This window comes from Streptomyces sp. NPDC017520 (assembly GCF_044329855.1).
Taxonomy (GTDB): domain Bacteria; phylum Actinomycetota; class Actinomycetes; order Streptomycetales; family Streptomycetaceae; genus Streptomyces.
The window spans coordinates 357,414-368,849 of the sequence record NZ_JBIRKB010000005.1 but is presented as its reverse complement, the minus strand read 5'-3'; the positions used below and the strand labels follow the sequence as shown (position 1 = coordinate 368,849).

The 11,436-nt window shown below is 72.0% G+C and carries 16 protein-coding genes and 1 pseudogene; 3 read left to right on the top strand and 14 right to left on the bottom strand.

The features are described from left to right. Window positions 1-111: 111 nt before the first annotated feature. From ACH4KB_RS14995 to ACH4KB_RS14975, 5 genes are all read right to left on the bottom strand, one after another. The gene (locus tag ACH4KB_RS14995; protein ID WP_370454205.1) at window positions 112-189 is read right to left on the bottom strand and encodes a 50S ribosomal protein bL37; all 78 of its coding nucleotides are present in this window, start codon (window positions 187-189) and stop codon (window positions 112-114) included. 164 nt (window positions 190-353) lie between these two features. Continuing rightward, a complete protein-coding gene (locus ACH4KB_RS14990) occupies window positions 354-782 on the bottom strand; it encodes a DUF4190 domain-containing protein (protein WP_398066374.1) in 429 nt (142 codons plus the stop codon). A 95-nt stretch (window positions 783-877) separates the two neighbouring features. Then, window positions 878-1,435 carry an FABP family protein gene (locus ACH4KB_RS14985; RefSeq protein WP_398066373.1) on the bottom strand — a complete coding sequence of 186 codons (558 nt, stop codon included), beginning with the start codon at window positions 1,433-1,435 and terminating at the stop codon, window positions 878-880. Between the two features lie 122 nt (window positions 1,436-1,557). Continuing rightward, on the bottom strand, window positions 1,558-1,776 hold the full coding sequence (locus ACH4KB_RS14980; RefSeq protein WP_398066372.1) for an MbtH family protein: 219 nt from the start codon (window positions 1,774-1,776) through the stop codon (window positions 1,558-1,560). A gap of 182 nt (window positions 1,777-1,958) precedes the next feature. Beyond that, entirely contained in the window at window positions 1,959-2,852 is an 894-nt protein-coding gene (locus tag ACH4KB_RS14975) for a siderophore-interacting protein (RefSeq protein WP_398066371.1), read from the bottom strand. Between the two features lie 151 nt (window positions 2,853-3,003). Here ACH4KB_RS14975 and ACH4KB_RS14970 point away from each other — a divergent pair, with 151 nt between their 5' ends. Beyond that, on the top strand, window positions 3,004-4,032 hold the full coding sequence (locus ACH4KB_RS14970; RefSeq protein ID WP_398066370.1) for a S66 peptidase family protein: 1,029 nt from the start codon (window positions 3,004-3,006) through the stop codon (window positions 4,030-4,032). 56 nt (window positions 4,033-4,088) lie between these two features. Beyond that, entirely contained in the window at window positions 4,089-5,033 is a 945-nt protein-coding gene (gene bla / locus ACH4KB_RS14965; RefSeq protein ID WP_398066369.1) for a class A beta-lactamase, read from the top strand. Between the two features lie 37 nt (window positions 5,034-5,070). Here bla and ACH4KB_RS14960 read toward each other — a convergent pair whose 3' ends face one another. The 3 genes from ACH4KB_RS14960 to ACH4KB_RS14950 all read right to left on the bottom strand — a co-directional run bounded on the left by ACH4KB_RS14960 (window position 5,071) and on the right by ACH4KB_RS14950 (window position 7,089). After that, the gene (locus ACH4KB_RS14960) at window positions 5,071-5,634 is read right to left on the bottom strand and encodes a type 1 glutamine amidotransferase domain-containing protein (RefSeq protein WP_398066368.1); all 564 of its coding nucleotides are present in this window, start codon (window positions 5,632-5,634) and stop codon (window positions 5,071-5,073) included. A 106-nt stretch (window positions 5,635-5,740) separates the two neighbouring features. Beyond that, a complete protein-coding gene (locus ACH4KB_RS14955; RefSeq protein WP_398066367.1) occupies window positions 5,741-6,832 on the bottom strand; it encodes a glutamate--cysteine ligase in 1,092 nt (363 codons plus the stop codon). A gap of 29 nt (window positions 6,833-6,861) precedes the next feature. Beyond that, window positions 6,862-7,089, bottom strand: coding sequence for a DUF5133 domain-containing protein (locus ACH4KB_RS14950; protein WP_398066366.1), 228 nt, complete (start codon window positions 7,087-7,089; stop codon window positions 6,862-6,864). Window positions 7,090-7,412: 323 nt separating this feature from the next. Between ACH4KB_RS14950 and ACH4KB_RS14945 the strand changes: the two genes are divergently transcribed. Continuing rightward, window positions 7,413-7,661, top strand: a complete 249-nt coding sequence (locus ACH4KB_RS14945) for a hypothetical protein (protein WP_398066365.1) — start codon at window positions 7,413-7,415, stop codon at window positions 7,659-7,661. Between the two features lie 155 nt (window positions 7,662-7,816). Here ACH4KB_RS14945 and ACH4KB_RS14940 read toward each other — a convergent pair whose 3' ends face one another. The 6 genes and pseudogenes from ACH4KB_RS14940 to ACH4KB_RS14915 all read right to left on the bottom strand — a co-directional run bounded on the left by ACH4KB_RS14940 (window position 7,817) and on the right by ACH4KB_RS14915 (window position 11,380). Next, entirely contained in the window at window positions 7,817-7,945 is a 129-nt protein-coding gene (locus tag ACH4KB_RS14940) for an LPFR motif small protein (RefSeq protein WP_018955864.1), read from the bottom strand. A 202-nt stretch (window positions 7,946-8,147) separates the two neighbouring features. Beyond that, a complete protein-coding gene (locus tag ACH4KB_RS14935; RefSeq protein WP_003964323.1) occupies window positions 8,148-8,351 on the bottom strand; it encodes a cold-shock protein in 204 nt (67 codons plus the stop codon). 157 nt (window positions 8,352-8,508) lie between these two features. After that, window positions 8,509-8,729, bottom strand: a pseudogene (locus ACH4KB_RS14930) (hypothetical protein); the annotation flags it as partial. A gap of 22 nt (window positions 8,730-8,751) precedes the next feature. Beyond that, window positions 8,752-9,150: a DUF6221 family protein gene (locus ACH4KB_RS14925; protein ID WP_398066364.1), complete on the bottom strand. Its 399-nt coding sequence runs from the start codon at window positions 9,148-9,150 to the stop codon at window positions 8,752-8,754. Window positions 9,151-9,244: 94 nt separating this feature from the next. Continuing rightward, the gene (locus ACH4KB_RS14920) at window positions 9,245-9,700 is read right to left on the bottom strand and encodes a VOC family protein (protein WP_398066363.1); all 456 of its coding nucleotides are present in this window, start codon (window positions 9,698-9,700) and stop codon (window positions 9,245-9,247) included. 3 nt (window positions 9,701-9,703) lie between these two features. Continuing rightward, window positions 9,704-11,380: an MFS transporter gene (locus ACH4KB_RS14915; protein WP_398066362.1), complete on the bottom strand. Its 1,677-nt coding sequence runs from the start codon at window positions 11,378-11,380 to the stop codon at window positions 9,704-9,706. Window positions 11,381-11,436 lie beyond the last annotated feature (56 nt).

The following is an 11,436-nucleotide window of genomic DNA, read 5'->3' as shown; positions in this document are numbered from 1 at the left end:
ACGCATCGGGCATCACCCTCAGGACCCGAGTTCCGCACGGCCCTCCCCCGGCCCACGGAAACCGCCGCGGCCCCACCGGGCTCCTCCGCCCGGTGGGGCCGCGGCGTGGTCTCAGCTCTGGGGACGCTTGCCGTGGTTCGCGCCGTTCTTGCGGCGGGCCTTCTTCTTACGACGTCGCTTCGATGACATCGAACCCTCCTTCTCTCTGCTCTGTACTCCGTTGCGGACGGTCCACCGAGCGGTGAGGCCCGGAGATCACCGGGCCGCCTGCCCAGGGACACCGTGGCAAACACCCGGTGCGGGTGCAACCGGCGGCGCGCCGCCGGGAGGGGGCGGACAGGTGTGCGGATCCGTCAGTTGGTCAGTTCGTCGATGAAGTCCTGTGCGCACCGGTCCTCGGCCGCCTGGCCGTTGGCTTGGTTCATGCAGTCCTCGAGGTCCCTGAACTCCTGGGAGTCGAGCACGGAGACGGCCACGACGAGGAGGATGGCGGAACCGATGAGTCCGAGCGCCCCGAACGCCGCGCCGACTATCGCCATCACCCGGCGCGGCGCGCGGCCCTGGCGGGTACGGAGCGCGGCGATGATCCCGAAGACGACGGCGAGCAGGCCGAGCAGCAGCCCGCCCACCACGGTCCAGAAGAACAGGCAGGCGAGGAGGCCGAGCACGAGTGCGGCGACGGCGAAGCCGTTCGTCCGGGCGGGCGCCTGGGCGCCGTAGGGGTCGTGGTCGGCGGCGGGCTGCCCCGGGTACGGGGAATCCGGGTACGAGGGAAGGGACATCGGGGAAGTGCTCCTGTTCTCCTGGCTTCCCGTCCACCTGCCCTGTGGCCCGTCCTCCATGCACGTCCTTGGTCACACTCCGGCAACAAGAGGCCCTAAACGCCCTGGCCAGGGGCTTCCCGGCGGAGCCGCGCCGACAGGTGGTGCTGGAGCGGCCGGCCGACCGCCGCGAGGTCGTGGACGAAGGCGAGCGTGTCCGGATCCGTCAGGGTGTAGCGGCGGCGGGTGGCGTCGACCTCCTTGGCCGTGGGGGCGAGGGACACCTGCTCGGTGGCGAGGTCCACGACGCCGTCGCGGGCGTGGCCGACGGAGATCTCCGCGATGCCGGTGGGCTGGGTGATCAGGGCCTCCACCCGCCCGTCCGGCTGCAGACGCCACCATCCGGTCTCACGGGCGGACGGCCGCAGGGGACGCCCGTCCGCGTCGATCAGCCAGGCCCGGGCCTCGTACGTGAGAAAGGGCCGCCCGTCGTGGCTGAACGTGACCTCCTGCGCGTAGGTGAAGTCCGCCTCCAGCGTCGGATATCCGCCGCGTCCGGTGCCGCGCCAGGTGCCGAGGTAGCCCGTCACCGGGGCGAGCAGCGGATGCGGCGCGGGGGACGCTTCGGGGCGGAGGGCGTCGGGGAAGGGGAGTTCGGAGACGGCGTCCTGCATGCGGGTGTGCTCCTCGGGTCGGTGCCGGTGCAGGGTCGCAGCCTAGGTCCTGTCCTGTGGCTCGGCGGGTGAGCACGGCGGCGGCCCCGCACACGGGTGTGCGGGGCCGCCGGTGACGGGACTCAGACGGGATCGGCCGCCATGCTCTCGATCAGGCTCTTCGGCCGCAGATCGGTCCAGTTCCGCTCGACGTAGTCCAGGCAGGCCTGGCGGCTGTCCTGCGGATGGGCCACGGTCCATCCGCCGGGCACCTCGGCGAACGCCGGCCACAAGGAGTGCTGTCCTTCGTCGTTGACGAGCACCAGGTAGGCGCCGTCCTCGTCCTCGAACGGATTGGTCACCGCAATCTCCATCCATTGGTCGCCAGCGACCTTACCCATCCGCTCCCCTGTTGACTCACTGAATCTCACAACTCCCTGACCATGACGGCGACCTGCGGGGCGGCCGACGCGAAGAACGCGCCAGGCCGACGGCCACGGACGGCAGCGACCGCACGACGAGTTCGGGGTCCCGTCCCGCCCGGTCAGAGACCGAGGTCGCTCAGGCGGGCCTCGTAGCGGATGGTGAGGTCCTCGGAGTCGCCCGCCGGGTTGTCCCAGAGGGCCTCCAACTCGGAGCGCACGGCGTCGGGCAGCGCCTCGTACCGCTCGGTCCAGGTGTCGGAGTTCGGTATCCAGTAGCCGACGACCTTGAAGCGGTCCGCCGGGAGCCCGAGGTCACGACGGAGGTAACGGCGCACCGAGCGCAGGGCGTTGGTCTCCCCCGCGACCCAGACGTACCCGCCCGCGAGGTCGGTGCCGGGCGGGACGGCGGCGGCCACCAGGTCGGCCAGGCGGCTCGGGCCGTGACCGTTCCCGCCGTACGTCCAGGTCACCTTGGAGTCGGAGGGCTCCCGCAGGGGCAGCACCGCCGATGGCGCGGGCGCTTCCAGCACCACCCGGGTCCTGACGTGGTCCGGTGTGTTCTCCAGCAGCCGGGCGGCGGCGGGCAGACCGGTCTGGTCGGCGACCAGCACCTGCCAGGAGAGGTCGGCCGGGGGGCTGTAGAGACCGGTGGGGTCGTTGACGCCCACGACGTCCCCGGGCCGCGCCTCGGCGGCCCAGCCGGACGCCACGCCGCCCTCGTGCAGCACGAAGTCGATGTCGACCTCGCCCGCCTCCGGGCGCACCGCGCGGATCGTGTACGTGCGCATCGGCGCGACAGGCTGCCCCTCGGGGGTCTCCCACCCGCCCTGCTCGGTCGTCCGGGGCAGCGAGACCTCGGTGCGGTCCGGGCCGTGCGGAAGGAAGACGCGCACGTACTCGTCACCGACTCCGGTGGTCCTGAAGCCCGCCAGCCCGTCCCCGTGGAGCGTGACGCGGGTCATGGTCCCGGTGAGCGGCTGCACTCGGGCGACGACGGCTCGGTGGATCGTCATGGACTCTGCCCCTTCGTACGCGTGGTCGGCCTGAGCGCCTCGCCCGCCGGGACGAGAGAACCGAATTGACTTAGGTCAGCCTAACCTTTCATGAGCACCGGTTCGATACGGCATCGGCCGTACGGTCGAGCGCCGTGACAAAATCCGACGCATGCCCGTTCGATATCCACGCCCCCTGCGCCCCGGTGACCGGATCGGCGTCACCTCCCCGTCCAGCGGAGTGCCCGAGGAGATGCGCGATCGGCTCGCCCTCGCGGTGCGCGATGTGGAGGCACGGGGGTACGAGGTCGTAACCGGCCGGTGCATGGACGGCGGCGGACACGTCAGCGCGCCCGCGGCCGACCGGGCGGCCGAGTTGACGGCGATGCTGACGGACCCCGCCGTCAGGGCCGTCGTGCCCCCGTGGGGCGGGGAGACCGCCATCGACCTGCTGCCCCTGCTGGACTGGGACCGGCTGCGGAGGGCCGAGCCCACCTGGGTGGTGGGTTACTCGGACATGTCGACCGTCATGACGCCGCTGACCCTCCTCACGGGGTCGGCGACCGTGCACGGGAACAACCTCATGGACACCCCCTACCAGGCGCCGGAGGGGCTGGTGTCCTGGCTCGACGTCGTCGCCGCGCCGCCGGGTCACCGGTTCACCCAGATTCCGCCGGAGCGTCACCGGGCCACGGGCTACGACGACTACGCGGAACACCCGGAGGTCCGCACGTTCACGCTCGACACCCCGGGCCGGTGGACGAGGCTGGACGGCGGCGGTGACGTGGACGTCGAGGGGCGGCTGATCGGGGGCTGTACCGAGATGCTGAGAAACGTCGCCGGAACGCCGTACCTCGACACCTCCGCCTTCGCCCGGGCCCATGCCCCGGAGGGTCTCCTCGTGTACGTGGAGGCCGGCGGCCACGACGCGTTCACCATCTGCCGCAATCTGCACGGGATGCGGCTGGCCGGCTTCTTCGACGCGGCCAACGCCGTTCTCGTGGCCCGGGCTTCGGCCCCGGACAGCGGCTCGCTCACCCAGCGTCAGGCGGTGCTGGACGCGCTCGGACCGCTGGGCGTGCCGATCGTCGCCGACGTCGAGTGCGGCCATGTGCAGCCGTACCTTCCCCTGGTCAACGGGGCGCGGGGCCGGGTCGTCCACACGGCGACGCGCAGTGAACTGACGCAGACGCTGGACTGACCCGCCGGACACGCCCTCGACGTACTGCCCCGCGGTGTCGGGCCTAGCATGACGGGATGAGCCGACTGCCGAACCCCCACGCCCGGCGTTCCGTACTCCGCCTGCTGGGCGGCGCCCTCGTGTCCGTGCCGCTCGCGGCCTGTGGCACGGAATCCGACTCGCCCTCGCCCTCGCCCGCCGGAACGGCGGCCGGAACCCCCTCGGCCGCGGCGCGGGACGCCGGGCGCGCCTTCGCGGCGCTGGAGAAGGAGTACGCGGCGCGGCTCGGCGTGTACGCCGTCGACACCGGGAACGGGCGCACGGTCGCCCACCGTGACGGGGAACGGTTCCCCTACGCCTCCACGTTCAAGGCGCTCGCTGCGGGGGCCGTGCTCCGCGAGCACGGGCTGGGCGGGCTGGAGCGGGTCGTGACGTACCGCCGTGAGGATCTGGTCGACCACTCCCCCGTCACCGAGAAGCACGTGGCCACCGGAATGAGCCTGGGCGATCTCTGCGACGCCGCCGTGCGCTTCAGCGACAACACCGCGGGCAATCTGCTGTTCGACGCGGTCGGCGGGCCCCGGAAGCTTCAGGCGGTGCTCGCGGAGCTGGGGGACGGCGTGACCCGGATGGAGCGGTGGGAGACCGAGTTGAACGAGTGGACTCCCGGCGCGACCCGTGACACCAGCACGCCCCGGGCCCTCGCCGGGGATCTGCGGGCGTTCGTCCTGGGCGACGCCCTCGGCAGGCCCGAGCGGGCCCGGCTCACCCAGTGGCTCACCACCAACACCACCGGCGGCGAACTGATCCGGGCAGGGGTCCCGAAGGGGTGGACCGTCGGCGACAAGACCGGGGCGGGCAGTACGTACGGGACGCGCAACGACATCGCCGTGGTGTGGCCGCCCGACGCGGCGCCCCTGGTGCTGGCGGTGCTCTCCAACCGGGCGGACGCGGACGCCGACTACGACAACACGCTGATCGCGAAGGCGGCGTCCGCCGCCGTCGCCGCCCTGACCGGGTAGCGGGCCACGGGCAGCGGGACCCGGCGAGGAGAAGGGCTCAGGACTCGTCGAGCACGGCGTCGATCTCGCCGAGGAAGTCGTCCAGGTCGCCGGGGTTCCTGGAGGTGATCAGCGGCCAGCCGGAGGCGTCGTCGCGGACCACCGGCTTGTCGACCCAGGTGCCGCCCGCGTTGGTGATGTCGGTCCGCAGCGACGCGTACGAGGTCAGCGTCTTGCCCCGGACGTAGCCGCCCTCGACCAGCGCCCACGGCCCGTGGCAGATGGCGGCCACCGGCCGGCCGGAAGCGGCGAACGAGCTGACGATCCGGGTGGTGGCCTCCTCCAGCCGCAGCGAGTCGGCGTTCAGCGTGCCGCCCGGGACCAGCAGCAGGTCGTACGCGGCGGGGTCGACGTCGTCGAGCGTGAGGTCCGGCCGCACGGTCTCGCCGGGATCGCGGTCGCCGACGAGGGTGCGGATCCCGTCGGCGGAGACCGCCGCCACGCTGACCTGCGCCCCGTGTCCGCGAAGGTGTTTCACGGGGACGACGAGTTCGTCCTGCTCGACTCCGTAGTTGGTGACGATGGCCAGGATCCGGCGGTCGTCGAGAGCGGTGGTGGGCATGGGCTGCTCCGTTCCTGTGGTGTCGTTCGTCCGTCGCCGTTCGTACGGTCGTGTCGTCGCGGTGGCTCCCGTTCGTCGTATCGGCCGGCAGGGGCCCGGGGGCGGCTCATCCGGCCGTCATCCGGACGCATGCGGCGACGGTGTCGCGCAGGCTCCCGGTCCGCGCCAGGATCTCGCGCTGGATCCGTGCCCCGTTCCCGCGCCGGACCACGGCGGCCAGGGCCCGCTCCGCGGCCTTCAGGTCCCCGGCGTCCTCCAGGGCGTCCCGCACATGGTCCAGCAGGGCGCGCAGCACGTCGGGGGCAGGCTCCGGGCGCAGGGTGCGGGGGTGTACCAGCCGGTCCTCCAGACCCGAACGGCCCGCCTGCCAGGAGGCCACACGCAGCAGGGACGTGTTGACGTCCGGGGGCGGCTCACCGGCCCGCCATTGGCGTGCGGCCGTGTCCACCAGCCCCCGTACCAGCATGGCCAGCAGTACGGTGTCGGCCGGGTCCAGGCAGACATCCGCGATCCTGACCTCCACGGTCGGGTAGCGGTGCGAGAGGCGCACGTCGAAGTAGACCATCCCCTCGTCCCGGAGGACGCCGGTGCCGATCAGGGACCGCACGTGGGCGTGGTACGCCTCGGCGGTGCCGTGGACCTCCACCGGACCGGCCGACGGCCAGCGCCCCCACACCTGGCTGCGGTAGCTGCTGTACTCGCTGTCCCGCCCCTGCCAGAACGGGGAATTGGCGCTCAGGGCGAGCAGGACGGGCAGCCAGGGGCGCACCCGGTCGAGCACGGCCACGCCCTCCTCGTCCGACTCCACCGAGACGTGGACGTGGCAGCCGCAGGTCAGCTGCTCCTGCGCGGTCAGCCCGTAGCGCTCCGCCATCCAGCGGTACCGCTCCCCCGTGCCGATCGTCGGGCTGACCGGGAGCGGCGAGGTCGCCAGGGCCACGACCGCCGCGCCGGCCTCCGAGGCGTGGCGTACCGCCTCGGCGCGCCACTGGTGGACCGAGGCGGCGAGTTCACTCATGTCCCCGCAGGGGTGCGTGGAGAACTCCAGCTGCTGGCGGTGCAGTTCCGGCTCGAAGGCCGACTCGCCCACCGCTTCCTTCTCGGCGATCGCCAGCACCGCCGAGGACAGGGCGCGCGCCTCTCCGCTCACCGGGTCGACCAGCAGCAGCTCTTCCTCGACACCCACCGTGCGGGCCACGGCACCCTCCCTTCCACGGTCGACGGCGGTCAGGTGGAGAGAACGGAGTCGTCCTCGGGCCGGGCGCCGGGCAGCTGGTGGCGGGCGGCGACCAGCGCGCTGTCGACGTCACCCGTGCCGGTCGACACGCACAGCGTGTACGCCACGTCGTCCATGCGCTGCCGGGCCTCCTCGCCGCCGCTCTCCGCGTGCAGCACACGCAGTGCCTCGTACTGCTCGATCAGGTTGCGCAGTACCGTGGGGTGGGCCATCAGCATGCGGGGCGTCCTTTCGCTGGCATCGTCGCGTGGTGTCCTGCTCGCCCGGGTGGGCACCGCCCGGGTACCCGCCCACGGGCAAGCCACACACCAGGGCACCGCGTCCGCCGCTCCGGTGCCGCGTGACGCGCCCCCGGCCGGTGGCCGGAGCTCCAATATGGCCGGGCGGCAGAACCTCCGCATCTTCTCCGCCTCTCTCCCGGGCCGGGCTGTGTGTCCCGGGCCTCATCGGAGCAGGGGACTGCATCGCCCGGCAGCGGGTACCCACCAGGGCGCATCACCCATTCCCCGGTCGCACCGGGGCAGTACGGAAGGAAGCTCTCATGACCGACCGCAGGCCGGAAGGCACCGCCTACACCGGGGCTTCCGGCAGCCCGCCCCCCGTTCCGGCGGACATGCAGGACCAGCAGACGCAGGAGGGCGAGGACGCTCTCGACATACCGGTGCCGGACCGGGTGGCCCGCGAGGGCGGACAACCCGATCTGGACGAGGCCGGCGCCGGCCGGAAGGCACCGCGCAACGCGGGCGCGCACCCCGACAAGCACCCGGCCCCGGACGAGTCGACGGGTTAGTTAGGGCGTGTCCGGCGGATCTTGACCGGGTCCGCGGCGCCTGGCCCGGGGCCGGTCGGCCGGCGGGCGCGTCGCCCCGGCGATCCGGCCGGCCTCACCGCGTACACCATGCCTGTGCCCCGGCCCTTCCCGGGCCGGGGCACAGGCACGCGCGCTCAGTGGTGGCCGCGCGCACTGCTCGACGCGCCGCCGAACAGCCTGGCCAGGGCCCGGAAGGGCAGCGTGACCACGGTGGCGATGGCTCCCGCGATGGAGCGGAGTACGTCTGCGATGGCCTTCAGCATGGGTCGGTCGCCCTCCATTTCCCGCCTGTCCCTTCCGGACGTTCCGGAACGATCGGTGCGAGAGCCACCGCGTACCCGGTGCGCGCCGTCCCAACCGGAGAGCCGCACGACAGGAATCCCGTCAGCCCGTACGGAGCGCCCGGAACGCCCTGGAGCCCCGGAGCGCGCTGCGCTCCGGGGCTCCAGGGTCGGTCAACCCGGATCAGGCGGTGGTGATGTTCTCCGCCTGCGGGCCCTTCTGGCCCTGGGTGATGTCGAAGGTCACCGCCTGGCCTTCCTGGAGCTCACGGAAGCCGGTGGAGTTGATGTTGGAGTAGTGCGCGAAGACGTCGGGACCGCCGCCGTCCTGCGCGATGAAGCCGAAGCCCTTTTCCGAGTTGAACCACTTGACGGTTCCGCTGGCCATGCCCGTACCTCTCAGCAGTAAACGGATCCGCACCGCGCGGACCCGGAGGTGATCGCCCTGGTTCTCAGGCACTGCACAGCAAAACGCCCGCGCCAGGCGCGGGCAGGTACTGCGAACCACGACATCTTCCGGCGACGCTACACGCCGGGATCACTCCTCACCAGAGAGCAACGCCATTTTGCTGTGGATCACCTTCACGGTCACCGGCTCGTACCACACCGACTACGGTCCGTTCAGGGGCCGTCGGCGGCCCGGCGACACCGCGCGCCCGCAGGAAAAGCGGCACCTGGAGGGCAGCCGGGCCCAGTCCGCTGCCCGCTGCGGACTGGGGCGGTGACGCCAGTCGACGGCCATGTGCACATTGGCCGGAAACACACCGGGCGGCCCGGGGTCCCGAGTGCTATTGGATGAACCGGGGCAGCCAACGGGCCTGGTAGTCGGCGTGGCCCGCGTACTCGGCGGCCAGCTGCCGTACCGCGAATCCGAGGCCCACCGCGCGGCCGGAGCGGAAGTCCTCGGCCGGGCGGTCGGTGTCCAGGTCGGCGACCTCGACGTACTCGCCGAGCATGACCCGGTTCGTCTCGATGCGCTCCAGCGTCCGCGCGGGGTTCTGGAGCGCGATGTGCTCGTCGAAGCCCCGGCCCCGCACCGTGAACGCCACCCCGCCGGTGCGGTCGTGGACCTCGCCCGGCACATCGGCCGGGCACCGCCATCGGTCCCCGCCGGCGGCCAGTGCGACGTGTTCCTCGTCGGCGAGCCGCGCCCGGACGAAGGCCACCATGTCTGCGTTGGCGCCCATTGGATGCCGCTCCCTTGCGCTGATGGATCTCTGCACTCGATACGGGGAGCATTCTGGTGGACCGGACGCGACCCGATCCACCTCCGCATCCGGTTCACCCCACGGTGTCCCCCGCGTTGCTCGCGGCCAGGTCGGCGAGGACCTTGTGCAGGGGTTCGGTCTTCCGGCGGCGGTACTCCTGCACGGCCCAGCCGTTGCCGTCGGGGTCGGTGAAGTACATGAAGGTCGCCCCGTCGTCGGGGGCGTGCCGCTGCGGCTCGGACACCTCGACGCCTCGGCCGACGAGCTCGGCGTGCGCGGCGTCGATGTCGGTGACGCAGAGCTGGAGGCCGTGGTACGTGCCCGGCCGCGGGGTTCCGGTCGGATTGGGCAGTCCGTCGGTGAGGGCGATCGAACAACCGGAACCGGGTGGCGTCAGCTGGACGACTCGGGCGCCGGGCATCACCTCGGCGTCGATGTCGACGTGGAAGCCGATTCCGTCCCGGTAGAAGTCCCGGGCCCGGTCGATGTCGGTCACGGGCAGCACGATCACTTCGAGGGTCCAGTCCATGGGTCAGCTCTCTTTCGGGGGTCGCTCGGCCTCGGGGTCGGGCCGTGGTTCGTCGGTGCCGGGCCGTGGCGCGTTCGTGCCGGGCCGTGCCCCTTCCGTCCCGGACCGTGTCCCGTCCCTTTCGGCGTCGTCCGTCGTCTCGCCCGCGAGCGGTGCCGCACCGCCCTGGAGGCGGGCCAGGTCGGCGGGCCTGACCTGGATGACGAACAGGGCGACCAGGGCGGCGACCACGGCGAAGCAGGCCGCGACGACGAAGGCGCTGGAGACGCCCGAGGTGAGCACCTGGTCGCCCCAGGGCGGTGGCAGCTCGCCGGTCCTGCGGAACTCCAGCAGCTGGGCGGGCGTGCCCTCCCGGAGGAATCTCGGTACCTGGTCGGTCGCCTCGTTGCGGCTGGCCGTACCGAACGTCGTGACCAGGATCGACAACCCCAGGGACCCGCCGACCTGCTGGGTGGCGTTGAGGATGCCGGAGGCGGCGCCCGCCTCCTTCGGGGCGACGCCCGAGACCGCCATCAGGGTCAACGACACGAACTGCATGCCCATGCCGAAGCCGAACACCAGCATCGGGCCGAGGATCGAGCCGAGGTAGGAGCTGTGGACGTCGGTCAGCGTCAGCCAGCCGAGACCCACCGCGGCCAGAAGCGCCCCCACCACCATGAAGGGTTTCGGCCCCCACCTGGGCAGCAGTTGGGAAGCCAGGCCGGCGCTGACCGCGATGACGGCGCTCACCGGCAGGAACGCGAGACCGGCCCGCAGCGGGCTGAAGTCGAGGACGTTCTGCACGAAGAGGGTCAGGAAGAAGAACATCCCGAACATCGCGGCGGCGAGGCTGAGCATCATCGCGTAGGAGCCGGCGCGGTTGCGGTCGCGGAACATCCACAGCGGCGTGATGGGCTGTTTCGAGCCACGTTCGACGGTGATGAACACCGCGAGGAGCACCACGGCCACCGCGAACGAGCCGAGGGTCAGCGCGTCGGTCCAGCCGTCCTCGGAGGCGCGGATGAAGCCGTAGACGAGCAGCACCATGCCGACGGTCGAGGTGAGCGCGCCGGCGATGTCGAAGTGGCCGGGTCGGCGTTCGGACTCGGGGATGTAGCGAGGGGTCGCGAAGGCGATCAGCAGGCCGATCGGAACGTTGACGAACAGGACCCAGCGCCAGTCCAGCCACTCCACCAGCAGCCCGCCGGCGAGCAGCCCGATCGCGCTGCCGCCCGCCGAGACGGCCGCGAACACCCCGAACGCGCGGTTGCGTTCGGGGCCCTCGCGGAAGGTGGTGGTGATCAGCGACAGGGCGGTGGGGGAGGCGATCGCGCCGCCGACGCCCTGGAGCGAGCGGGCGGCCAGCAACTGCCAGCCCTCCTGGGAGAGCCCGCCGAGCAGCGAGGCGAAGACGAAGAGGAGCACGCCGAAGACGAAGACCCGGCGGCGGCCGAGGATGTCGCCGAGGCGTCCGCCGAGCAGCAGCAGGCCGCCGAACGTCAACGTGTAGGCGTTGACGACCCAGGAGAGGTTCTCGGTGGAGAATCCCAGGTCCTTCTGCATGTGCGGCAGCGCGATGTTGACGATGGTGACGTCGAGCACCACCATCAGCTGGCACGAGGCGATGACCAGCAGTGCCAGTCCGCCGCGGTGCCGATCGGAGGTGGCCGTATCGGCGGGTGTCGCGTGGGAGCCCGTCATGGTGGGGTTCGTCTCTCGTGCCGAGGGCAGTGCGCCCGGTGCGGGCGGCCGGTCTC

Excerpts from the sequence above, each read along its gene's own strand:
- ACH4KB_RS14995 (WP_370454205.1), bottom strand. The coding sequence starts at position 189 with ATGTCATCGAAGCGACGTCGTAAGAAGAAGGCCCGCCGCAAGAACGGC.
- ACH4KB_RS14990 (WP_398066374.1), bottom strand. The coding sequence starts at position 782 with ATGTCCCTTCCCTCGTACCCGGATTCCCCGTACCCGGGGCAGCCCGCC.
- ACH4KB_RS14985 (WP_398066373.1), bottom strand. The coding sequence starts at position 1,435 with ATGCAGGACGCCGTCTCCGAACTCCCCTTCCCCGACGCCCTCCGCCCC.
- ACH4KB_RS14975 (WP_398066371.1), bottom strand. The coding sequence starts at position 2,852 with ATGACGATCCACCGAGCCGTCGTCGCCCGAGTGCAGCCGCTCACCGGG.
- ACH4KB_RS14970 (WP_398066370.1), top strand. The coding sequence starts at position 3,004 with ATGCCCGTTCGATATCCACGCCCCCTGCGCCCCGGTGACCGGATCGGC.
- bla (WP_398066369.1), top strand. The coding sequence starts at position 4,089 with ATGAGCCGACTGCCGAACCCCCACGCCCGGCGTTCCGTACTCCGCCTG.
- ACH4KB_RS14960 (WP_398066368.1), bottom strand. The coding sequence starts at position 5,634 with ATGCCCACCACCGCTCTCGACGACCGCCGGATCCTGGCCATCGTCACC.
- ACH4KB_RS14950 (WP_398066366.1), bottom strand. The coding sequence starts at position 7,089 with ATGCTGATGGCCCACCCCACGGTACTGCGCAACCTGATCGAGCAGTAC.
- ACH4KB_RS14945 (WP_398066365.1), top strand. The coding sequence starts at position 7,413 with ATGACCGACCGCAGGCCGGAAGGCACCGCCTACACCGGGGCTTCCGGC.
- ACH4KB_RS14940 (WP_018955864.1), bottom strand. The coding sequence starts at position 7,945 with ATGCTGAAGGCCATCGCAGACGTACTCCGCTCCATCGCGGGAGCCATC.
- ACH4KB_RS14935 (WP_003964323.1), bottom strand. The coding sequence starts at position 8,351 with ATGGCCAGCGGAACCGTCAAGTGGTTCAACTCGGAAAAGGGCTTCGGC.
- ACH4KB_RS14925 (WP_398066364.1), bottom strand. The coding sequence starts at position 9,150 with ATGGGCGCCAACGCAGACATGGTGGCCTTCGTCCGGGCGCGGCTCGCC.
- ACH4KB_RS14920 (WP_398066363.1), bottom strand. The coding sequence starts at position 9,700 with ATGGACTGGACCCTCGAAGTGATCGTGCTGCCCGTGACCGACATCGAC.
- ACH4KB_RS14915 (WP_398066362.1), bottom strand. The coding sequence starts at position 11,380 with ATGACGGGCTCCCACGCGACACCCGCCGATACGGCCACCTCCGATCGG.